This is a genomic window from Xanthomonas sp. LF02-5 (genome assembly GCF_034105325.1).
GTDB lineage: Bacteria > Pseudomonadota > Gammaproteobacteria > Xanthomonadales > Xanthomonadaceae > Xanthomonas_A > Xanthomonas_A sontii.
Window position 1 is genome coordinate 41,526 of sequence record NZ_JAXGGF010000005.1, and the last position, 21,329, is coordinate 62,854.

20 protein-coding genes are annotated in these 21,329 nt (G+C 68.8%); 5 read left to right on the top strand and 15 right to left on the bottom strand.

Translation table 11 applies throughout. The features are described 5' to 3' along the window. Positions 1–17: 17 nt before the first annotated feature. Complete coding sequence (locus SLW52_RS13995) at positions 18–1,307, bottom strand: aspartyl/asparaginyl beta-hydroxylase domain-containing protein (protein ID WP_320740636.1); 1,290 nt, start codon at positions 1,305–1,307, stop codon at positions 18–20. Next, positions 1,307–1,918, bottom strand: a complete 612-nt coding sequence (locus SLW52_RS14000) for a TetR/AcrR family transcriptional regulator (RefSeq protein ID WP_017910473.1) — start codon at positions 1,916–1,918, stop codon at positions 1,307–1,309. Before SLW52_RS14000 ends, SLW52_RS13995 begins: the two co-directional genes overlap by 1 nt. Before the next feature lie 139 nt (positions 1,919–2,057). Between SLW52_RS14000 and SLW52_RS14005 the strand changes: the two genes are divergently transcribed. The 3 genes from SLW52_RS14005 (at position 2,058) to SLW52_RS14015 (ending at position 6,012) form a co-directional block, all read left to right on the top strand. Next, positions 2,058–2,978 carry an alpha/beta fold hydrolase gene (locus SLW52_RS14005; RefSeq protein ID WP_152181734.1) on the top strand — a complete coding sequence of 307 codons (921 nt, stop codon included), beginning with the start codon at positions 2,058–2,060 and terminating at the stop codon, positions 2,976–2,978. Beyond that, positions 2,975–5,461, top strand: coding sequence for an acyl-CoA dehydrogenase (locus tag SLW52_RS14010; RefSeq protein ID WP_017910471.1), 2,487 nt, complete (start codon positions 2,975–2,977; stop codon positions 5,459–5,461). The genes SLW52_RS14005 and SLW52_RS14010 overlap by 4 nt, the downstream gene beginning before the upstream one ends. Positions 5,462–5,529: 68 nt before the next feature. Next, the gene (locus tag SLW52_RS14015; protein ID WP_267122192.1) at positions 5,530–6,012 is read left to right on the top strand and encodes a hotdog fold domain-containing protein; all 483 of its coding nucleotides are present in this window, start codon (positions 5,530–5,532) and stop codon (positions 6,010–6,012) included. A 28-nt stretch (positions 6,013–6,040) separates the two neighbouring features. Here SLW52_RS14015 and SLW52_RS14020 read toward each other — a convergent pair whose 3' ends face one another. Both SLW52_RS14020 and SLW52_RS14025 read right to left on the bottom strand, forming a co-directional pair. Further along, positions 6,041–6,394: a DUF1304 domain-containing protein gene (locus tag SLW52_RS14020; RefSeq protein WP_150409335.1), complete on the bottom strand. Its 354-nt coding sequence runs from the start codon at positions 6,392–6,394 to the stop codon at positions 6,041–6,043. A gap of 82 nt (positions 6,395–6,476) precedes the next feature. Next, positions 6,477–7,823 carry an MFS transporter gene (locus SLW52_RS14025; RefSeq protein ID WP_267083637.1) on the bottom strand — a complete coding sequence of 449 codons (1,347 nt, stop codon included), beginning with the start codon at positions 7,821–7,823 and terminating at the stop codon, positions 6,477–6,479. 209 nt (positions 7,824–8,032) lie between these two features. Here SLW52_RS14025 and SLW52_RS14030 point away from each other — a divergent pair, with 209 nt between their 5' ends. Further along, positions 8,033–9,631 (top strand): choline dehydrogenase, encoded by a 1,599-nt coding sequence (locus SLW52_RS14030; RefSeq protein WP_320740635.1) that lies wholly within the window; start codon positions 8,033–8,035, stop codon positions 9,629–9,631. Positions 9,632–9,958: 327 nt separating this feature from the next. Further along, the gene (locus SLW52_RS14035; RefSeq protein WP_026143743.1) at positions 9,959–11,347 is read left to right on the top strand and encodes a serine hydrolase domain-containing protein; all 1,389 of its coding nucleotides are present in this window, start codon (positions 9,959–9,961) and stop codon (positions 11,345–11,347) included. Between the two features lie 1,622 nt (positions 11,348–12,969). On the opposite strand, the gene SLW52_RS14040 is transcribed toward SLW52_RS14035, so the two are convergent. The 11 genes from SLW52_RS14040 to nudE form a co-directional block, all read right to left on the bottom strand. Beyond that, complete coding sequence (locus SLW52_RS14040; RefSeq protein ID WP_295946777.1) at positions 12,970–13,437, bottom strand: hypothetical protein; 468 nt, start codon at positions 13,435–13,437, stop codon at positions 12,970–12,972. 323 nt (positions 13,438–13,760) lie between these two features. Further along, the gene (locus SLW52_RS14045) at positions 13,761–14,105 is read right to left on the bottom strand and encodes a hypothetical protein (RefSeq protein ID WP_320744249.1); all 345 of its coding nucleotides are present in this window, start codon (positions 14,103–14,105) and stop codon (positions 13,761–13,763) included. A gap of 571 nt (positions 14,106–14,676) precedes the next feature. After that, a complete protein-coding gene (gcvH, locus tag SLW52_RS14050; protein WP_017910465.1) occupies positions 14,677–15,072 on the bottom strand; it encodes a glycine cleavage system protein GcvH in 396 nt (131 codons plus the stop codon). Between the two features lie 92 nt (positions 15,073–15,164). Next, the gene (gcvT, locus tag SLW52_RS14055; RefSeq protein WP_017916566.1) at positions 15,165–16,271 is read right to left on the bottom strand and encodes a glycine cleavage system aminomethyltransferase GcvT; all 1,107 of its coding nucleotides are present in this window, start codon (positions 16,269–16,271) and stop codon (positions 15,165–15,167) included. 309 nt (positions 16,272–16,580) lie between these two features. Beyond that, entirely contained in the window at positions 16,581–17,012 is a 432-nt protein-coding gene (locus SLW52_RS14060; RefSeq protein WP_267102575.1) for an NfeD family protein, read from the bottom strand. A 3-nt stretch (positions 17,013–17,015) separates the two neighbouring features. Continuing rightward, positions 17,016–17,981 (bottom strand): SPFH domain-containing protein, encoded by a 966-nt coding sequence (locus SLW52_RS14065; RefSeq protein ID WP_152237213.1) that lies wholly within the window; start codon positions 17,979–17,981, stop codon positions 17,016–17,018. Positions 17,982–18,044: 63 nt separating this feature from the next. After that, the gene (locus SLW52_RS14070; protein ID WP_017910461.1) at positions 18,045–18,347 is read right to left on the bottom strand and encodes a DUF962 domain-containing protein; all 303 of its coding nucleotides are present in this window, start codon (positions 18,345–18,347) and stop codon (positions 18,045–18,047) included. A 403-nt stretch (positions 18,348–18,750) separates the two neighbouring features. Beyond that, a complete protein-coding gene (locus tag SLW52_RS14075; RefSeq protein WP_017916569.1) occupies positions 18,751–19,074 on the bottom strand; it encodes a YnfA family protein in 324 nt (107 codons plus the stop codon). Further along, a complete protein-coding gene (mazG, locus tag SLW52_RS14080) occupies positions 19,071–19,847 on the bottom strand; it encodes a nucleoside triphosphate pyrophosphohydrolase (RefSeq protein ID WP_267101215.1) in 777 nt (258 codons plus the stop codon). The genes SLW52_RS14075 and mazG overlap by 4 nt, the downstream gene beginning before the upstream one ends. A gap of 129 nt (positions 19,848–19,976) precedes the next feature. Further along, positions 19,977–20,777 (bottom strand): 3'(2'),5'-bisphosphate nucleotidase CysQ, encoded by an 801-nt coding sequence (gene cysQ / locus SLW52_RS14085; RefSeq protein WP_017912917.1) that lies wholly within the window; start codon positions 20,775–20,777, stop codon positions 19,977–19,979. Next, a complete protein-coding gene (gene nudE / locus SLW52_RS14090) occupies positions 20,774–21,328 on the bottom strand; it encodes an ADP compounds hydrolase NudE (RefSeq protein WP_026143746.1) in 555 nt (184 codons plus the stop codon). Before nudE ends, cysQ begins: the two co-directional genes overlap by 4 nt. Between the last annotated feature and the right edge of the window lies 1 nt (position 21,329).

Genomic DNA, 21,329 nt, shown 5'->3' on the forward strand with positions numbered 1-21,329 from the left:
GACGCGCCAGGCACGGCTCAGACGCCGGCACGCAGATTGAACGCGCCGATCGTCTCCACCAGTTGCCGCAGCGCCAGCGTCTCGGCCTCGTCCAGATCCGGGTGCCAGGTGTCCAGGATCGTCACCACCCGCACCCGGTCGCTGTGGTTCCAGGCCTGGTGCAGGCAGGTGTCGTTGAACGTGACCAGGCGACCGACCTCCCAGGCATGGGCGATGCCGGCGACCTCGAGCGCGCAGTCCGGCGGCACGATCAAGGGCAAGTGGGTCACGACGCGCGCGTTGGTCACGCCGTAATGCGGCTTGATCGTGGTGCCGGGCGCCAGGATCGAGAACAACACCTCCGGCGCATGCCCATCGATCCGGGTCAACGGCACCTGCGCCAACGCGGCCGCCGTGCGCGGGCAGCGCTGCAGGTTGTCCGGATAGGCCTGCCCATGCCGGTAGAAGAAATACGCATCCCAGGCGCCGTCGCCGCGCTGGCCGACGAGATAGTCCTGGGGCGAGCTGCCATTGCTGAAATCCAGGAATGGTTGCACCGACTGCCGCGACGCCAGGATCTGATGGGCTTCCTCGACGATGCCGGCGGCGGCATCCTGCAGTTGGTCGTACCAGGGGAACCGCGCAGCGCCCAGATAGGGCGATGGGTCCAGCTCCGGGATGTACAGGAAGGTCGGATGCTGGCCATCGTCCGCCGGCCGCGGTTGCAGCCCGAGATAGATGCGCAAGGCCGCCATCACCCGGCGCAGCGCGGTCTCGCCGAAGCGATCGAGCAAGGGCTGTATCGCGGCGACGAACACGGCATGCCGCCCCTGATCGATCCGCCGCATCGCAGCGACCACGCGCGCCCGCAATTCGGGCGCGGTCGTGTCCTGATCGAGCCAGCGTCCCTTGGCCTGTGCCGCGCGCACTGCGGCAAAGTACATCGGCAGCGCGTCGTCATGGCGCCCCAGCGCATCCAGGCTTTCGGCGTACCACAACCGCACCAGGAACGCGTCGGCGGCCAGCTGCAAGGCGTGTTCGAACGCCGGCAGCGCCTGCGCATGCTCGCCGAGCCGGGCCAGGCAGATCGCGCTCCGGCTCCATGCCTCCGCACTGGGTTCGGCGGCGGCCACCAGCGTCCAGGCCTGGGCCGCGCGCGCGAACGCACCACTGTCCATCAGCAGCAGCGCATGCGCGCGGCGCAGCGCCAGATCGGCAGGCGCTGCGTCCAGGGCACGCTCGCACAGCGCATCTGCGGCGCGGTAGTCGCCCTCGGCCACGTGCCGCTGCACGGCTTCCAGCGCGTCGGCAGCCGGCACCTGCGCCATCAGCCGGGAATCAAGGTCACGATGACGTGTTCGACGTAGGCCTCGAAGTCCTCGCGCGCCTGCTTGGGCTGGTGCAATTGCAGCGACAGCTGCAGGAAGCCGACGTAGGCGGCATAGGCCAGGCGTGCGCGATGTTGCGCATCGGTCCGGCTGAGCCCGGCCTGGCGGAACGAGGCGATCAGATACTCCATGCGCCGCTGCGAGACCCGGTCGATCACCGGCCGCACCGCGGGATGATCGAGCGCCTTCAGCAACTCGCTGTAGATGATGTGCGGCTTGACCTCGTGCGCGACCAGTTGGAACAGCGCGCGCAGCCGCGTGCGCGGATCCGGCACCTCTTCCAGGCTGCCGAACACCTGCTGCTGCTCGACCAGTTCCCAGCGCTCCAGCGCGGCCTGCAGCAGCGCATCGCGCGAGGGGAAATGCCAGTAGAAGCTGCCCTTGGTGACGCCCAGGCGCCGCGCCAGCGGCTCCACCGCCACCGCGCTGACGCCCTGTTCGGCGATCAGGTCCAGGGCGGCCTGCGCCCAGTCTTCGGCACTGAGCCGGTTGTTGCGGCCACCGCCGGAAGCGGCGCCGTCGTCGGAGGAAGGAGCGGGCGCGGTATTCATCCGTGGATTTAACCATACGGGGACGTCGGTTGCAGTATGTGGCCTTCACGAGGGCGGCGCAAATGCCCGGCAGCATTGGCTTTTCGCACCCATACTGCATCGTATTGACATGCCGCGCAGAGCAACCATACTATCTCGTATGGTTTCCGCTTCCGCCACCGTCCCGCATGCCGCCTCGGCTACCCTCTCGGGTGCCGGCGAGCTGGCGCTGGCCGCGACCGTCACCGGTCCCGGCGAGGCCGGATCGGTGCTGTTCGCGCATGGCTTCGGCCAGACCCGGCATGCCTGGTCGGCGACCGCAGCGGCGCTGCAGGCGCACGGCTACCGCAGCGTCGCCTATGACGCGCGCGGCCATGGCGATTCGGCGCGCAACCCGGCGGACCTGCCCTATCGCGGCGAGCAGTTCACCGACGACCTGATCGTGGTCGCCGGCGAGATGTCGCCGCCACCGGTGCTGGTCGCCGCCTCGATGGGCGGGCTGTTCGGGCTGATCGCCGAATCGCGCTGGCCGGGCCTGTTCCGCGCGATGGTGCTGGTGGACATCACCCCGCGCTGGCAGCCGGCCGGGGTCGAGCGCATCCTCGCCTTCATGACCGCGCATCCGCAGGGCTTCGCCAGCCTGGACGAGGCCGGCGACGCGATCGCCGCCTACCTGCCACAGCGCGCGCGCAAGTCGCCCGAAGCGCTGCGCAGCGTCCTGCGCCAGCACGCCGACGGCCGCTGGTACTGGCACTGGGACCCGCGCCTGGTCGAAGAGCTGGCGCGCGACAGCGACCAGCACCAGGGCGCGATCGCGCAGGCCGCCGCACACGTGCAGTGCCCGCTGCTGCTGATCAGCGGCGGCCGCAGCGACCTGGTCACGCCGCAGACCATCGAAGAGTTCCTGTCGCTGGTGCCGCATGCGCAGCATGCGCATCTGCCCGAGGCCACGCATATGCTGGCCGGCGACGACAACGCCGCATTTACCGCCACTGTGTTGCACTACCTGGACGCCCTGCCACCGGCCTGCGCCGGCGCATCGTCCGCCGTCACCGAGTACCTCCCCGGAGCACGCCCATGAGCATCATTGCCCCCTTCCTCGTGTTGTTGCTGGCCGGCGCGTTCGCCGCCTATCACCGCATGCGGCTCGCCGTCTGGGCCGCGTTGAGCGCCACGCTGCTGGTCGCGTGCTGGCTGCTCGGCGCCAACCATGTCGCCACCATCGTCGCGGCCGTCGTGCTGGCGGTGGTCGCGATGCCGCTGCTGTTGCCGTTCGTGCGCAAGCCGCTGCTCACCGCGCCGATGCTGAAGGTATTCCGCAAGGTGCTGCCGCCGCTGTCGCAGACCGAGCGCATCGCTCTGGAAACCGGCTCGGTCGGCTTCGAAGGCGAGCTGTTCACCGGCGACCCGGACTGGCAGAAGCTGCTGAACTATCCCAAGCCACAGCTGACCGCCGAAGAGCAGGCCTTCCTCGATGGCCCGGTCGAAGAGCTGTGCCGGATGACCAACGACTGGGAAATCACCCACGTCCACGCCGACCTGCCGCCGGAGATCTGGAGCTTCATCAAGAAGAACAAGTTCTTCGGCATGATCATTCCGAAGGAATACGGCGGTTTGGGCTTCTCCGCGCTGGCCCACCACAAGGTGATCCAGAAGATCGCCTCGGTCTCCAGCGTGGTCAGTTCCACCGTCGGCGTGCCCAACTCGCTGGGCCCGGGCGAACTGCTGCTGCATTACGGCTCCAAGGAGCAGAAGGACTACTACCTGCCGCGTCTGGCGGTGGGCCAGGAAGTGCCCTGTTTCGGCCTGACCGGTCCGTTCGCCGGCTCCGATGCCACCTCGATCCCCGACTACGGCATCGTCTGCAAGGGCGAGTGGAACGGCGCCAATGTGCTCGGCGTCAAGCTGACCTTCGACAAGCGCTACATCACCCTGGCCCCGGTGGCGACCCTGGTCGGCCTGGCGTTCCGCATGTACGACCCGGAAGGCCTGATCGGCGACACCAAGGACATCGGCATTACCCTGGCGCTGCTGCCGCGGGAGACCCCGGGGGTCGAGATCGGCCGCCGCCACTTCCCGCTGAACTCGCCGTTCCAGAACGGCCCGATCCATGGCCGCGAAGTGTTCATCCCGCTGAGCCAGTTGATCGGCGGCGTGGAAATGGTCGGCAAGGGTTGGAACATGCTCAACGAGTGCCTGGCCGTTGGCCGCTCGATCACCCTGCCCTCCACCGCCAGCGGCGGCGCCAAGTTCGGCGCGGTCGTCACCGGCGCGTATGCGCGCATCCGCAAGCAGTTCGGCCTGTCGGTCGGCCGCTTCGAAGGCGTGGAAGAGGCGCTGGCGCGGATCGGCGGCAAGGCCTATGCGATCAGCGCGCTGTCGCAGGCGACTGCCGCGGCGGTAGACCGCGGCGACGTGCCGTCGGTGCCGTCGGCGATCGCCAAGTACCACTGCACCACGATGAGCCGCGAGGTCATCAGCGACGTGATGGACGTGGTCGGCGGCAAGGGCATCATCCTCGGCCCGCGCAACTTCGCCGGCCGCAGCTGGCAGGCCGCGCCGATCGCGATCACCGTGGAAGGCGCCAACATCATGACCCGCAGCCTGCTGATCTTCGGCCAGGGCGCGATCCTGTGCCATCCGTGGGTGATGAAGGAGATGAAGGCCGCCGGCAATCCGGACCACAAGGCCGGCGTCGACGAGTTCGACCGCAACCTGTTCGGCCACATCGGCTTCGCCATCTCCAACGCGGTGCGTTCGCTGTGGTTCGGCCTGACCGCCGCGCGCATCGGCGCCGCGCCGGGCGATGCCTACACCCGCCGCTACTTCCGCAAGCTGGACCGCTACTCGGCGAACCTGGCGCTGATGGCCGACGTGTCGATGCTGATGCTCGGCGGCAAGCTGAAGTTCAAGGAGTCGCTGTCCGGACGCCTGGGCGACGTGCTGAGCCACATCTACATGACCAGCGCCATGCTCAAGCGCTACCACGACGACGGCGCGCCGGCCACCGACCAGCCGCTGCTGGCCTGGGCCTTCCACGACAGCGTGCACAAGATCGAACTGGCGCTGTCGGCGGCGCTGCGCAACTTCCCGATCCGTCCGGTCGGTTGGCTGATGTGGGCGCTGATCTTCCCGTGGGGCCGCCGCGCCGAAGCGCCGGGCGACCGCCTGGGCCACCGCGTCGCCGCGCTGCTGATGACGCCGAACGAAGCCCGCGATCGCCTGGGCCAGGGCGTATTCCTGACCCCGTGCGAGAACAACCCCGGCGGCCGCATCGCCAGCTACCTGACCAAGGCGGTGCTGGCCGAGCCGGTGGAGCGCAAGTTCCTGAAGGCGCTCAAGAGCAAGGGCATCGAATCGCTGGACTTCGCCTCGCAGTTGGACGAGGCGGTGCGCCAAGGCGTGCTGTCGGCCGACGAGCGCCGTCAGCTGGAGGAGCTGCGCGAGATCACCATGGACACGATCAGCGTCGACGACTTCGACACCGACGAACTTCGCTCGGCGAGCTACTACCAGCGTGCCGCGGCCGCGGCCGACGACGGGCATTCGCGCGAAGCGGCCTGATCGTCCTGGCCATGCGACACCCACGACGGCGGACTTCGGTCCGCCGTCGTGCGTTCGGGGGAACTGCAATGAGCCGACTGCTCTCGCTCTACCGCCGCATGCAAGGCTGGCCCGGGGGATCCTGGCTGTTCTCGCGTGCGGTGTGCTTCAAGGCGCCCTACTTCGCCAGCATCGCCCCGCATATCACCCTCCTGGAGCCGGGCCGCTGCGAGGCGCGCATGGCGCACCGGCGGCGGGTCAGCAACCACATCGGCACGGTACACGCAATCGCGCTGTGCAACCTGGCGGAACTGGCCGGTGGAGTGATGGTCGACGCCAGCCTGCCGCCGTCGATGCGCTGGATCCCCAAGGGCATGCAGGTGGAATACCGCAGCAGGGCGCTCGGCCCGATGCAGGCGGTGGCCACGCCGGACGTGGCGATCGTCGCCGCCGAGCGGGGTTACGACCTGCCGATCAGCGTGGAGATCCGCGATACGCACGAGCACGTGGTGTGCTTCGCGCGCATCGCCATGTGGGTGTCGCCACGCGTGCCGGCCACGGCCTCGCCCTGATCGCAGCGTCGCGTGTGCGGTGCGTGGCTCAATACGCCAGCAGCAGCGCCGCGATCGCCAGCGCTGCCGGCAGCGCCTGCACGAACACGATGCGGCGGCTGACGCTCCAGCCGCCGTACAGGCCGGCCACGACCACGCAGCCGAGGAAGAACAGCATCACGTCGACCCGCTGCGCGACCAGGCCCCAGGCCAGGCCGGCGGCGAGGAAGCCGTTGTAGAGCCCCTGATTGGCCGCCAGCACGCGCGTGGCCTGCGCCTTCTCCGGCGAATTGCGGAACACCTTCATGCCCAGCGGACGCGTCCACAGGACCATCTCCAGCACCAGGATGTACACGTGCAGCAGCGCGACCGCGCCGACCAGGATCGAAGCCAACAGGATCATCGTGCTATCCGGCACAGGAGACAGGGCGCCAGCATAGCCAGCGGCCCGATGGGCGGCCAGCCCCCCGCCACGCGGCGCCGGCTCAGCGCGTTGGCGGCGCGCGTTCCGGCGGCAGCTTGGCCGCCTCGCGCAGCAGCCGCCACGCGCCCAGGGTCATGCCGGAGGCGGCCAGCAGGCCCGCGGCGAACACCACCTGCGAGCCGAACCCCGACAGCAGCTTGTACAACCACGCGAAGCTGAGGTCGCTGCCACGGTAGATCACCGTATCGATCGCCGCGCCGGCCTTGTAGCGCCATTCGCGGCCGACCCGGGTGTACAGGGTCTCGCGGGCCGGCTTGGCCAGGGAGAACTCGCCGGCGCGGGTCACCACCTGCACCACCGCCACCAGCATCGGCAGCGGCGACACCGCCAGCACCGAATAGCCGAGCAGGATCGCGCAGCCGGGGATCAGCAGCGCCGGCCCGATGCCGAAGCGCGACAGCAGCGCGCGCGTGACCAGCAACTGCAGCACCAGGGTCACCGCGTTCACCGCCAGGTCGATGTTCGCGTAGAAGGCGGTACTGGCCGCCGCATCGGTGTACAGGCGGCGCACGATCGCCGCCTGTTCGTTGTACAGCAGGGTGCCCACGCCCACGCCGAACACCGACATCAGCGCCAGCCAGCGCAGCAGCGGCTCGCGCGCGATCAGCTTCAGCCCGGCCAGCACGTCGCCGCCCATCGGCGCCTCGCCGCCGACCACGCCACGCTCGCGTTCGCGGGCGACCGCCCACAGCCGCAGGCGCAGCAGGCACACCACGCTGACCACCAGGAAGCCGGCCGACACCAGCATCAGGTTGGCGATGCCGATGCGTTCGACCAGGCTGCTGGCGATCACCGGCCCCAGGAACGCGCCGAGCGTGCCGGCGGCGCCGATGTAGCCGTAGCAGGCGCGCGCTTCGGTGTTGCTGAAGACATCGGCCATGAAGCTCCAGAACACCGCCACCGCGAACAGGTTGAACACCGAAATCCACAGGAAGAAGGCCATGCCGCGCCCGGGCACGCCGCTGTCGAACAGCACGTAGAACAGCAGCAGCGTGGCGATGAAGAAGCCGTACACCACCGGCAGGAACACCCGCCGCGGATAGCGGCTGACCAGCGCCCCGTAGATCGGCTGCAGCAACAACATGATCAGGAAGGTGCAGGTGAACAGCACCTGCAGCGCGAATTCCTTCAGCGGCATGCCGTGCGCCGCGAAGAACGCGATCATCGCCGGCGGGAACACCGCGGCCACGTCGGCGGAGGCGCCCATCGCCTCGCGCACCGGCCGCAGCACGTAGTAGCCGCTGAGCAGCGAGAAGAAGTACAGGAATGCCCACGCCAGCGGCGGCGAATCGCGCAGGGCACCGCGCAGCCGCGCCAGCGCACCGGGGGCATGCGGGGTGGCGCTCATTGGCGACGGACCCTGGTGCAAAAACGGGACATGGCGATTTTCGGGGGGCGGAAAACGCGCACGGTAGCTGATGCACCGCAACACCGCCAGCGCGTGCGCGATCCACCGCCCGCGCCGTACGCGCATCGCGCGCGGCGAAGGGCCGCGCCGAGCATATGCTCTATCCTCGGCGACTAGCGTCGGCGCCAGGAACTCAGGGGACACCGCGGGTGTACGACTACATCATCATCGGCGCAGGCTCGGCCGGCTGCGTGCTCGCCAACCGCCTGAGCGAGGACCGCGACTGCAAGGTGCTGCTGATCGAGGCCGGGCCGCGCGACCGCAATCCCTTCATCCACATGCCCGCGGGCCTGGCGCGCCTGGCCAGCAACCGCCGCATCAACTGGAACTACCTGACCGAGGCCGAGCCGGCCTTGAACGACCGCCGCCTGTGGTGGCCGCGCGGCAAGGTGCTGGGCGGCTCCAGCTCGATCAACGCGATGTGCTACGTGCGCGGCGTGCCCGCCGACTACGACGACTGGTCGGCCGACGGCGCCGACGGCTGGGACTGGCGCGGCGTGCTGCCGTACTTCCGCCGCAGCGAATGCAACAGCCGCGGTGGCGATGCGCTGCATGGCGGCGACGGCCCGCTGCACGTCTCCGACCTGCGCTACCACAACCCGCTCTCGGACGTGTTCGTGGCCGCCGCGCAGGAAGCGGGCTTCCCGCACAATCCCGATTTCAACGGTCCGCAGCAACAGGGCGTGGGCCTGTACCAGGTCACCCAGAAGGACGGCGCACGCTGCTCGGCCGCGGTCGCCTACCTGGCGCCGGCGCGGGCGCGGGACAACCTGCAGGTGGTCACCGACGCGCTGGTGCTGCGCCTGCTGATCGAGGGCGGCCGCGTGGTCGGCGTCGCCTATGCCCAGGACGGCCGCGAGGTGCAGGCGCGCGCCGCGCGCGAGGTGCTGCTCAGCGCCGGCGCGGTGAACTCCCCGCAGCTGCTGATGCTCTCGGGCATCGGCCCGGCCGATGCGCTGCGCCGCCACGGCATCGCGGTGCAGCTGGACCAGCCGCAGGTCGGCGCCAACCTGCAGGATCACCTGGACGTGTGCACGCTGTACCGCACCCGCCCGGGCATCAGCTACGACCGCCGCAACCAGGCCAAGATCGCCTTCGACTATTTCCTGCGCGGGCACCGCGGCGCCGGCAGCAGCAACATCGCCGAGGCCGGCGGCTTCATCCGCTCGCCATTGGCGCCGGACGCGCGCGCCGACATCCAGTTGCACTTCGTGCCGGCCATGCTCGACGACCACGGCCGCAACCGCCTGCCCGGCGACGGCTTCACCTTGCACGCCTGCCACCTGCAGCCGCGCAGCCACGGCCGCATCGCGCTCAACGACGCCGACCCGCGCACGCCGGCGCGGATCCAGGCCAACTATCTGAGCGATCCCGACGGCTTCGACCTGCGCATGCTGGTGGAATGCGCGCGCCTGGCGCGGCACATCCTGCAGCAGCCGGCGTTCGATGCATGGCGCGGCGCGCCGCTGCTGCCGGCGCGGGAGGACCTGGACGAGGCCGGGCTGGTCGCCTTCATCCGCGCCAAGGCCGAAACCATCTACCACCCGATCGGCACCTGCCGGATGGGCAGCGATGCGCAGGCGGTGGTCGACCCGCAGCTGCGCCTGCGCGGTCTCGACGGCCTGCGCGTGGTCGACGCCTCGGTGATGCCGCGCCTGGTCAGCGGCAACACCAACGGCCCGACGATGATGATCGCTGAGCGTGCTGCGGATCTGATCCGTGGGCGGGCTGTGCTGCGGGAGGGGTGAGGCGGCGGCTGCGCGCCGCTGCGCGGAGGGGGCGAGCGCACGAGTATCGCGGCGGTAGATCCGCTGCTGCGTGACCTACCCTCACCCCAACCCCTCTCCCGGGGGGAGAGGGGCTAGGCAAGCCGTGCGCGGCACGGCGATTGCATGTCCGTGGGTATCGGCCGCAGTCCCCGCCACCGCTCCGCCGGCAGGCCTGCACACCCCCGTCCGAGGCGGGAAATCCCCAGCAGGATCAAGGCGATGCCTATTCATCTTCTCCCAGTTTGTGCATTCGAGAAATCCGGCGCTAGAATCGTGGCCGGCAGCACCTCACAGGCCTCAGGCGCAATGACACAGAACAGCAGGCACCGGCTCCTTCGACCGGTGGCAACCGGGTTGCTCGGGGCATTGCTGCCCTTTGCGATGTCCTCCACCGCACAGACGCCGGCGCCCGCACAACCGCTGCCGCCGCCGCTGCACACCGAAGCCACGCGCTACACCTCGCCGACCCAGCCGCTGCCCTACCGCGCTTCGCTCACCCAGAGCCAGGTGCTGCCGCTGGCCAAGGACTTCGACGTCGCCGCGCTGGAGTCGGTGGCCGAACAGTTGACCTATGGCGAGCGCGTGCCCGGCCTGGCGATGGCCATCGTGCACAACGGCCAGGTGCTCAGCGCGCGCGGCTACGGCGTCACCGACGTCAACCGCCCCGAGCAGGTCGATGCGCACACCGTGTTCCGTCTGGCCTCGCTGTCCAAGGCGTTCGCCGGCACCATGGCCGGCCTGCTGGTCAACGACGGCACCCTGCGCTGGGACAGCAAGGTCGTCGACTACGTGCCCGGCTTCCAGCTCAGCGACCCGGTCGCCACGCGCCAGTTGAACGTCGCCGACCTGCTCAGCCACCGCGTCGGCCTCACCTACAACGCCTACGACCGCGACGTCGAATCCAACATCGACTACTACACGCTCAGCCACAAGCTGGCCTATGCGCCGCTGAAGTGCGCGCCGGGCGAGTGCTACGCCTACCAGAACGTCGCCTTCAGCCTGATCGGCGACGTGGTGTTCGCCGCGTCCGGCAGCTTCTACGAGCAGTCGGTGGAGCGGCGCATCTTCAAGCCGCTGGGCATGAACGACGCCAGCATGGGCCTGGCCGGCATCCAGGCCAGCCCGCGCTGGGCGCGCCCGCATGTGCGCAGCCGCAACGGCTGGGTCTCGCTGACGCCCAAGCCGACCTACTACCGCCTGGCGCCGGCCGCCGGCGTCAACGCCAGCATCAGCGACATGGCGCAGTGGTTGATCGCGCAGACCGGGCATCGTCCCGACGTGCTGCCGGAGCCGCTGCTGGCGACCCTGCACGCGCCGCTGATCCTCACCCCCGGCGAGATGCGCTCGGGCTGGCGCCGCGCCCGCGTCAACTCGGCCAGCTACGCGCTGGGCTGGCGCGTGTTCGACTACTCCGGCCACCAGGTGATCTTCCACGCCGGCGCGGTGCAGGGCTACCGCGGCCTGATCGCGCTGGTGCCGGAACGCGACCTCGGCGTGGCCATCCTGTGGAACGGCGAAAGCGGCCTGCCCTCGGGCCTGCTGCCGACCGTGCTCGACCGCGCCATCGGCCTGCCGGCGCAGCGCTGGCTGGACGTGGACACCGACTTCGGCAGCGACAACCTGATGGCCGAGCGTCCGGACCCGAAGGACAAGAAGGGCGCGTCCTCGTCCAAGTCGGTGGCCTCGCCGCACTGAGCGCGGCCTCCGGCAGCATCCTCGCAGAAGGCGGCGCAAGCCGCCTTTCTGCTGTCTGCAGCGCTGACCTGCGCCGCGTGTGCCCCTTCCCGGCTGGGACGCGGTGCCATTCCCGCAGCAACGACACGGCGCGGTCTCCGCCGCACTGACCGCGCGCTCGCGCAGCATCCTCGCGAACGGGCGCGCGAACCGCCTTTCTGCTGTCTGCAGCGCTGACCTGCGCTGCGTGCGCCCTTTTTCCCGACGCGGGGACGCAGTCCTGTCCCGGTTGCGGCGATGCGCTGGCACGAGCGCGTCACAAAAGTGTGGCCGCAACGCCGACGTCGTGCCTGGACGAACCATCAGCGACTGCGTCGCCCCAGCGGCAGCAGGCGCTCGGAGCGCCCGCGTACGGCCGCGGCGAGGGTGGTGGCGCACCGCCGCTTCCAAGATCGCGCACAGGGCACACGCCGCGCCCTCTCGGCATTGTTCGCGATCCGGCATCTGGTATCGCTGCGCCCCGCATCGCCGCAGGCTGCCGTTGGCGTGCTGGCAACCCGGTGCACCATCGCCGACGTGCGCGGGGCAGCGCGCGAGGCGCGACTGCAGGACGCCTTCGATAACGACCGACGAGAAGCATCCTGCGGGAGTCGACTGTCATGCAACCACGACGCGCGAAGTGGTGGGGGCTTTCCGATGGCCCAATGCGTCGGGACTGAAGTCCCTCCCACAGCCACCCGGCGAGCTCGCAAGCCACTGTGGAAGTCGCTTCAGCCACGACGGGCATTCCAGACAAAGCCCGTCGTGGCTGAATCCGCTCCCACAGGGGCTTGCGGCGAACCTACCGGGTGCACTGTGGGAGGGACTTCAGTCCCGACGACGGAGGGTGTCGGCCGGCTTTCGGCTTCGCCTGTCGCGGCTGCACCACAGTCGACTCCCACGGGACAGACTGCATCCGGCCTGAGTGTGGCGAAAGCAGGCGGCCGGAGACTCCCCTCAGTCCACGGATACGCGGGAAAACCAGTGATGCGGAGTCGACCGGCGGGCAAGGCGCGCTGACGCGCTGCAAGTGCGCACGCAACGTCTTGGCTGGGTCGGCGAATGCCAGGCGTTCCGGCTGCTGTGGCGGCCCCGATCCCGACGGTCGATCGATCCACGCCAGGGGCGATCCATTGCGCGCGATATGACGGCCTTTGCTGCCGCCTACTGTCGTGTCGTTGCCGGCGTAGCTGTTGCGTAAGTTCACGCCGACGATAACTGCCCGCGCCTCCCGGTACTCGCGTGGCTGCCCAGGCCGCACGTGCATGCCAGGGAGATCACGTGGATGCGTGGCCCTGCCCGCAGGCGCCGACCGAGGCACGGAGACGACGCGGCTTGCCGCGTCCGTTGCCGATGCGACAGGCACAGGCGCGATGTCCACGTCGCAGCCTGGCAAGCAAGGCACAGGGAACGGCCAGCGTGGATCGAGAAGACGGACGCTGCGGGGATCGTCGGACGGAGGCACCACGGAGGTACTCTCGGGTCGGGACTGAAGTCCCTCCCACAACCGGGACTGCGGGCACGCGCGGCAGGATGCCGCACATAAAAAACTCCCTCCCCGCTGGGCACCGGGGAGAGAGTCTAGGAACAGCGATCGGGATGGATCAGATCAGCGGCGCGGGCGTGGCCGGCAGCGCGACCGGAGCGGCCTTCTTCTTGCGAGCGGCCGGCTTCTTCTTCGCCACGGTCTTCTTGGCGGTGGCCTTCTTCGCAGTTGCCTTCTTCGCGGCCGGCTTCTTGGCAGCCGACTTCTTCACCGTCTTCTTGGCAGCGGTCTTCTTGGTCGCAGCCTTCTTCGCGGTCTTCTTCACCGCCTTCTTGGCGACGGCCTTCTTCGCGGTCTTCTTGGTGGCGGCCTTCTTCGCCGTCTTCTTCACTGCCTTCTTGGCAACGGCCTTCTTGACCGCCTTCTTCACCTTGGCGACCTTCTTGGCCACCTTCTTGGCCACCTTCTTGGCGACCTTCTTGACCGCCTTCTTTACCGAAACCTTCTTCGCTGCCGGCTTCTTGGCGGCAGTCTTCTTGACCGCCTTCTTAGCGGCCGGCTTTTTCGCAGCTTTTTTCGTCGCCATGGGATGGCTCCTCGTCAGTGAACTATGGATTGAAAATGCCCAGTTAAAGCAACCTCGCGGCGATGCTCCGCCTGCGGGAACCGCCGGCGCGCGCTGCGGGCCGGATCGGATACAGAAACACCCGTACCGGAAGTCGATACGGGTGCGATGCCAGGGGAGACGTTGCGTTTCTCGGAGGGAAGCGACTCCAACTCCACCATCTTCGGGTTCCTGGCGGATGTCCAAGTTGTGCTTCGCGTTTTGATGTCGATCCGATTCACTCGCTTGCGCAGCAACGTCTGCTGGGCGAAACCTAATCACGGTTTTTTTTACTGTCAACACTTCTACGCAATTTTTTTTTCGATGGCGCGCGCGCCACCGACGCCGCATGCCGCACTGGCCGCCTTGCCGACGCCGCCGATCGCCGACGCCGACGCCGCGAGGAAAACGGCGCATGCAAAAAAAGCAGGGAAATTTCCGTGTTTTCTGTAACGACACACTGCCGCGATCGCGTTGCGGGCAGGCAGCGGCGAAGCGTCGGCGGGAACCGCGGCGATGCACGCCAGCCTGTCCGCTAGCTGAAAAAAAATTTCGCGACCGCACGCGGTTCCGGCATCGCACAAGTGCAAATGCGCAAAAGTGCGCAAACTTTTTTGCGTCGTGCGGCGCTCACGACGCGCGCGATGCATGCGTGCCGCGTCGCCGGGTCGTGCCACATCGCGCCACCGCGACACGACCTGCACGCACGTCGCCGACACACCGCGACGCGCACGACTGCCCTCGCCCACCTCCATGCCAAGTCGCCAACGCGTCCTCCGGCGATGCCGTGCACGGTCGTGCCGACCGGCACAGCTCGCAGAGGTGATCGACTGGCGCCGGCACGCACCGCGCCGTCATGCATCGGCGACGCGAGCAGCGCACACCGCATCGCCAATGCCCCCGCGTCGCCGACCCACGTTGCGTCTCCATGCCACGCTGCACCTGCGCCGCGTCGGAAAACCGGCGCCGATCGACGCGCGGGTCGTCGGCATCGGTCTCCGCCAGACGCGACGGACACGCTGCGCTCGCGGTGCGCCCGGCGGCGACCTCACATGGTCTTCGCAGCGACGCACGCGGCGACGCAGGCGACGCGCGTTCCGGGATCGCCATGCCGAGAATGGCGCTGCCGACGCGCGAACGCTGGCGAGTTCGCCGAGCCGCGCCCAAAAAGAAACCGGCCGCACTGGGCGGCCGGTTCGGGTATCGCGATGGGCGGTCGGCTCAGTGGCCGTCGTCCTCGAGCAGTTCGGCGTACTCGTCCGGCGACAGCAGTTCGTTCAACTGCTCGGCATCGTCCGCTTCCAGCACCAGGATCCAGCCTTCGCCGTAGGCGTCCTCGTTGATCGTTTCCGGCTTGTCGCTCAGCGCGGTGTTGACCTCGACGACCTTGCCGCTGAGCGGGCTGTACACGTCAGAGGCGGCCTTGACCGACTCGACCACGGCCACGCCGTTGCCGGCTTCGACGTGATCGCCGACGTTCGGCAGCTCGACGTAGACCAGGTCGCCGAGCAGGCCCTGGGCGTGGTCGGAGATGCCGATGGTCACGCGACCGTTACCTTCGACGCGGGCCCACTCGTGGGACTTGAGGAATTTGAGGTCGCCAGGGATCTCGCTCATGGGGCTGCTCCGGAAGAAGACGGTATCGAGGATGGGAGTCTAGTGTAGCGAACCGCGCGCTTGGGAAAGAAGTCGCGCGCGGCGGACAGGACTCAGCCGAGCACGCCGGGCTGGACCTGGCCTTCGCGCACGAACGGGAACTTGACCACGCGCACCGGCACTTCCTTGCCACGGATGTCCACGCGCACCGAACCCGGCTCGCCGGCCGGCACCCGCGCGAAGGCGATGGCCTTGCCCAGCGTCGGCGAGAAGGTGCCGGACAGGATCTCGCCGTCGCCGTTGGCGGTCAGCACCTTCTGCCCGTGGCGCAGCACGCCCTTCTCGTCCATCACCAGGCCGATCATCTGCCGCGGCGCGCCACCGGCCTTCTGCGCTTCCAGCACAGCGCGGCCGATGAAGTCGCGGCCCTCGTCGAGGGTCACCGTCCAGGCCAGCGCGGCCTCGTAAGGCGAGACGCTGTCGTCCATGTCCTGACCGTAGAGGTTCATGCCCGCCTCCAGGCGCAGCGTATCGCGCGCGCCCAGGCCGGCCGGCTTCACCCCCGCACCGATCAGCGCCTCCCAGAACGCCGGCGCCTGCGCTTGCGGCAGCACGATCTCGAATCCGTCTTCGCCGGTGTAGCCGGTGCGCGCGACGAACAGCGGCACGCCCGCGTCCGAGGTCGCCTCGATCGCGGCGAAGCGACCGAGCTTCTGCGCCGCGGCACGATCCTGCTCGCGCAGCAGGCCGATCGCCTTGGCGCGCGCGTTCGGCCCCTGCACCGCGATCATCGCGAAGTCGTCGCGCTCGCGCACCTGCACGCCGAACGCCTGCGCCTGCTCGCCGATCCAGGCCAGATCCTTGGCGCGGGTGGCGGCGTTGACCACCAAGCGGAAGAACGCATCGGACATGTAATAGACGATCAGATCGTCGATCACCCCGCCCTGCGGGTTGAGCATGCAGGTGTACAGCGCCTTGCCCGGCACCTTCAGCTTGTCCACCGAATTGGCCAGCAGATGGCGCAGGAACGCGCGGACCTGCTCGCCGTGCAGATCGACCACGGTCATGTGGCTGACGTCGAACATGCCGGCGTCGCGGCGCACCTGGTGGTGCTCGTCGATCTGCGAGCCGTAGTGGATCGGCATGTCCCAGCCGCCGAAGTCGACCATCTTGGCGCCGAGGGCGCGGTGGCTGTCGTTGAGGATGGTCTTCTGGGTCATGGCGCGGGTCCGTGAGAAAAGTCCCCCATTATCGCTGGGGCGGAGCCGGGATTGGGGAATCGGGAATGGGGATTCGTAAGAGCGGCTTTCCTGGATCCGGAGGACTGGCGCTCGATCGCGCAGTGCCGTGGGAGCGGCTTCAGCGAAGGCCGGGATCGGGGAGTTGGGATTCGGGATTAGCAAGAGCGTGCGTCCTGAGCCGAAGGACTCGCGCTTGATCGCCGCTCCTACGCGCAGGAAGATTGGGAAGGCGGAAGTACCGCACACTCGCGGCACCAATCCCCAATCCCGAATCCCCAATCCCGGCTTTCAAGCCGCCTGGACCAGCAGCGTCATCCCGTCCACGCCGACGATGCGCACCGTGCTGCCGGCCGGCAGGTCGGGGCCGCCGACCACCCAGAAGGCGTCGTCGACCTTGGCGCGGCCGCGGCCGCCGTGGATCGGCTGGTCCAGGGTCACCATGCGGCCGATCAGTTGCTCGGCGCGGCGGTTGAGCAGCGGCTGGTCGCTGGTCCGGCCGCGGTTGCGGAACCAGGTGCGGTACACCTGGATCGAGACGAAGCTCAGCACCACGAACGCGCCGACCTGCAGCAGCAGGGAGATGTCCGGGAACACCAGCACGGCGAGGAACACCGCCGCGGCGGCGAAGCCCATCCACAGCATGAAGGCGCCCGGCGCCAGCGATTCGGCCGCGAACAGCAACAAGGTCAGGGCACCCCAAGCCACTACCTCAATGCGCATGGCTCAGACTCCGTTGCGCGGCGGCACGCGCGGCACTGCCGGCGGGGAGGCCTGCTTGTTCAGCGCCTCGCGCGCCAGTTCGGCGATGCCGGCGATCGAGCCGATGATGCCGCTGGACTCCATCGGCATCAGCACGAACTTCTGGTTCGGCGCGGTGGCCAGCTCCTTGAACGCCTCCACGTACTTCTGCGCGACGAAGTAGTTGATCGCCTGCACGTCGCCTTCGGCGATCGCCTTGGACACCATCGCCGTCGCCCGCGCTTCGGCCTCGGCCAGGCGCTCGCGCGCCTCGGCGTCGCGGAACGCGGCCTCCTTACGGCCTTCGGCCTCCAGCACCGCCGCCTGCTTCTCGCCGTCGGCACGCAGGATCTCCGACTGCCGCGAGCCCTCCGCCTCGAGGATCTGCGCGCGCTTCTCGCGCTCGGCCTTCATCTGCCGGGCCATCGCATCGACCAGGTCGCGCGGCGGCTGGATATCGCGGATCTCGATGCGGGTGACCTTGATGCCCCACGGATTGGTGGCATGGTCGACCACGTTCAGCAGCTGCGCATTGATGGTCTCGCGCTGGCTCAGCGATTCGTCCAGGTCCATCGAGCCGATCACGGTGCGGATGTTGGTCTGCACCAGCGCGATGGTGGCGATCTCCAGGTTGGAGACTTCATACGCGGCCTTGGCGGCGTCCAGCACCTGGAAGAACACCACGCCGTCCACGCGAACGACCGCGTTGTCCTTGGTGATGACGTCCTGGCTGGGCACGTCCAGCACCTGTTCCATCATGTTGACCTTGCGGCCGACGCCATACATCCACGGAATCAGGAAGTGCAGGCCGGGCGACAGCGTGTGGGTGTAGCGGCCAAAGCGCTCCACCGTCCACTGGAATCCCTGCGGCACCATGCGCACGGTCTTGAACAGCACCACCACGCCGAAGAACAGGATCACCAGCGCAAGGAAGAAGGAAGACGGCATCAGGTCGCTCCATTAACCAGAAAGAAATCGAATCCGCAGTATAGCCAGCGCACGCGCACGTGCCGGTCACCAGCGGATGCGGCCCAGCAGCATGTCCTTGAACATGACCCAGTCGCCGGCAAGCGAGTACAGCGGGTGCTTGAAGGTGGCGGGACGGTTCTTCTCGAACACGAAATGGCCGATCCAGGCGCAGCCGTAGCCGCAGACCGGCGCGGCCCACAGCCAACGCGGCTGGCCGGTGCACAGCGCCAGCAGCAGGCTCGCCAGCACGCCGAGGCTGCCGACGAAATGCAGCCGTCGCGACACCCGATGCCGGTGCTCGCTCAGATAGAACGGATAGAACTCGCGAAAACTGGAGAAGCGACGCATGCGATGGCCCTCCCGAGGCGACGCAGGCGTCCAGCATACGCTGGGAGCGCGGGCGTCGCGCGCTGCGCACGGATGCGACACGCAGATGTCATGCGGCCACGACGCGCACTTGGCGTGCTTTCCGATGATCCAATGGGTCGGGACTGAAGTCCCTCCCACCGTGCACCCACCGCATTCGCCGCAAGCGCCTATGGGAGCGGCCTCCGTCGTGCCGTGGTGCGACGATGACGCGTCTCGCGGCGGCAAGGCACCGCCCATCGCGCAGGGACGTGTCCTGGGGCGCAACGGTCATGCGGCCACAACGCGCAACGTGGCGTGCTTTCCGATGATCCAATGCGTCGGAACTGAAGTCCCTCCCACAGTGCACCCGCCGCATTCGCCGCAAGCGCCTGTGGGAGCGGCCTCAGCCCTGCCGCGGCGCGAACATGATCACCGCCATGCCGGCCAGGCACAGGCCGGCGCCGAGCAGGTCCCAGCGCGTGGGGCGCATGCCCTGCACCGTCCACAGCCACAGCAAGGCGACGGCGACATAGACGCCGCCGTAGGCCGCATAGACGCGGCCGCTGGCGGCGGGATGCAGGGTCAGCAGCCAGACGAAGGCCGCCAGGCTGCCCGCGGCCGGCAACAGCAGCCAGGCGCTGCGCTGTTCGCGCAGCCACAGATAAGGCAGGTAGCAGCCGACGATTTCCGCGACGGCGGTCAGCACGAACAGCAGCAGGGTCTTCATCCGGCCGCGGCGCGCTCTTCGTCCTTGGCGCGCTGCCAGTACGCCTCCTGCTGCGCCAGCGACAGGCCGTCGAGCGCGCCGCCGTCCTGCTGCGCCAGCCGTTCCATCGTGCGGAAGCGACGCTCGAACTTGAGGTTGGCGTGGCGCAGCGCCGCACCGACGTCGACCTTGGCATGCCGCGCCAGGTTGGCGCAGACGAACAGCAGGTCGCCGATCTCGTCCTGCAGCCGTGCCGGATCGACCGCGGCGCCATGCGCCAGTTCCGCACGCACTTCCTCCAGCTCTTCCTGCACCTTGTCCAGCACCGGCGCGGGGCCGGACCAGTCGAAGCCGACCCGCGCCGCGCGCGACTGCAGCTTCAGCGCGCGCTGCCATTCCGGCAGGCCGCGGGCGATGCCGGCCAGTGCCGAGCCGTCGCGCTCGCCGGCGGCGGCGCGCTCGGCGCGTTTGATCTCTTCCCACTTCAGCGTCTGCTGTTCGGCATCGGCCACCTGACTGTCGCCGAACACGTGCGGGTGGCGGCGCACCATCTTGTCGCAGATCGCCGCAACCACGTCGTCGAAGCCGAACGCGCCCTGCTCGCGCGCCATCTGCGCATGGAACACCACCTGCAGCAGCAGATCGCCGAGTTCGTCCTTCAGCCCGGCCAGGTCCTGGCGGTCGATCGCGTCGGCCACTTCGTAGGCCTCTTCGATCGTGTACGCGGCGATGCTGGCGAAGTCCTGCTCCAGGTCCCAGGGGCAGCCCTGCGCGGGATCGCGCAGGCGCGCCATGATGTCGAGCAGGGCAGGAAGGTCGTAGCGGGCTGGAGTCACGGGCGGGTTCCGGTGCGACGGCACCGCTGCCGCCTGCCGCCTAGTGTGGCAGAGCGCGCGCCGTGCGGCGCGCGCGCGTGGCGCGGCTCAGCCCAGCCAGTCGCGCCAGGGCAGCGCCGCATCGCCCAGCGCCACGAAGTCGCCGTTGAGCAGCGATTCGCGGCGGTTGTAGCGGAACGGCTTGCCGGTCGCGGCGGCCAGCAGCGCGCCGCCAGCGGCCTGCAGCACGCACTGCCCGGCGGCGGTGTCCCATTCGGAGGTCGGGCCGAAGCGCGGATACACGTCCAGGTCGCCATCGGCGATGCGGCAGAACTTCAGCGACGAACCCTGCGCGACCAGTTCGATCTCGCCCATGCGCTGCAGCAGCGCGTCGGTACGCGCGTCGCGGTGCGAGCGGCTCGCCGCCACCCGCAGCGGCGCGGTGGCCGGCCGCCGGGTGTTCAACGCGGTGTCGCGGAAGCCCTCGCGGCGGTACGCCTGCTCGCCACGCACCGCGTGCCAGACGCGGCCATCGACCGGCGCCTGGACCACGCCGAACACCGGCGCGCCCTGGTGGATCAGCGCGATGTTGACGCTGAACTCGCCGTTGCGCTTGACGAACTCGCGGGTGCCGTCGAGCGGGTCGACCAGCCAATAGGTGGTCCAGTGCTCGCGCACCTCCCACGGAATCTGCGCCGATTCCTCGGACAGCACCGGCAGGTCCGGGGTCAGCCGCTCCAGGCCTTCGACGATGATCTGGTGCGCGGCCAGGTCGGCCTGGGTCAACGGGCTGGTATCGGCCTTGTGCTCCACCTCGAAGCCGGTGGCATAGACGGACATGATGGCCGCGGCGGCATCGATGGCGATGGCGATCACGGTTTCGCGCAAATCACTGGTCAGACGGATCATTCGGCGCGACCCAGCCACTCGCGGGCGATGAACAGCGCCGCCAGCGAACGCCCCTCGGAAAAATCTTCACGCAACATCAGTTGATCCAGTTCAGCCAGTTTCCAGGGCACCACTTCCAATTCCTCCGGCTCGTCGCCGGTCAGTCGTTCGGGATAGAGATCTTGTGCAAGCACCAGCCACGACTGGTGGCTCATGTAGGTCGGCGCCAGGGTCATCGCGCGCAGCACGCGCAACTGCCGCGCGCCGTAGCCGGCCTCTTCCTTGAGTTCGCGGTCGGCCGCCTGCAGCGGGGTCTCGCCGGCGTCGATGCGGCCCTTGACCAGGCCCAGTTCGTAGCGATGCACGCCGGCGGCGTATTCGCGCACCAGCAGCACGGTCTGCGCATCCAGCATCGGCACCACCACCACCGCGCCATGGCCCGGCGCCTTCAGCCGGTGGAACACGCGGCGCTCGCCATTGCTGAACTCCAGGTCCAGCTCCTCGACCCGGCGCTCGGCGGCCGATTCGCTGCGCTCGCGCACGGCATGGATGACCGGCAATCGACGGGTCACG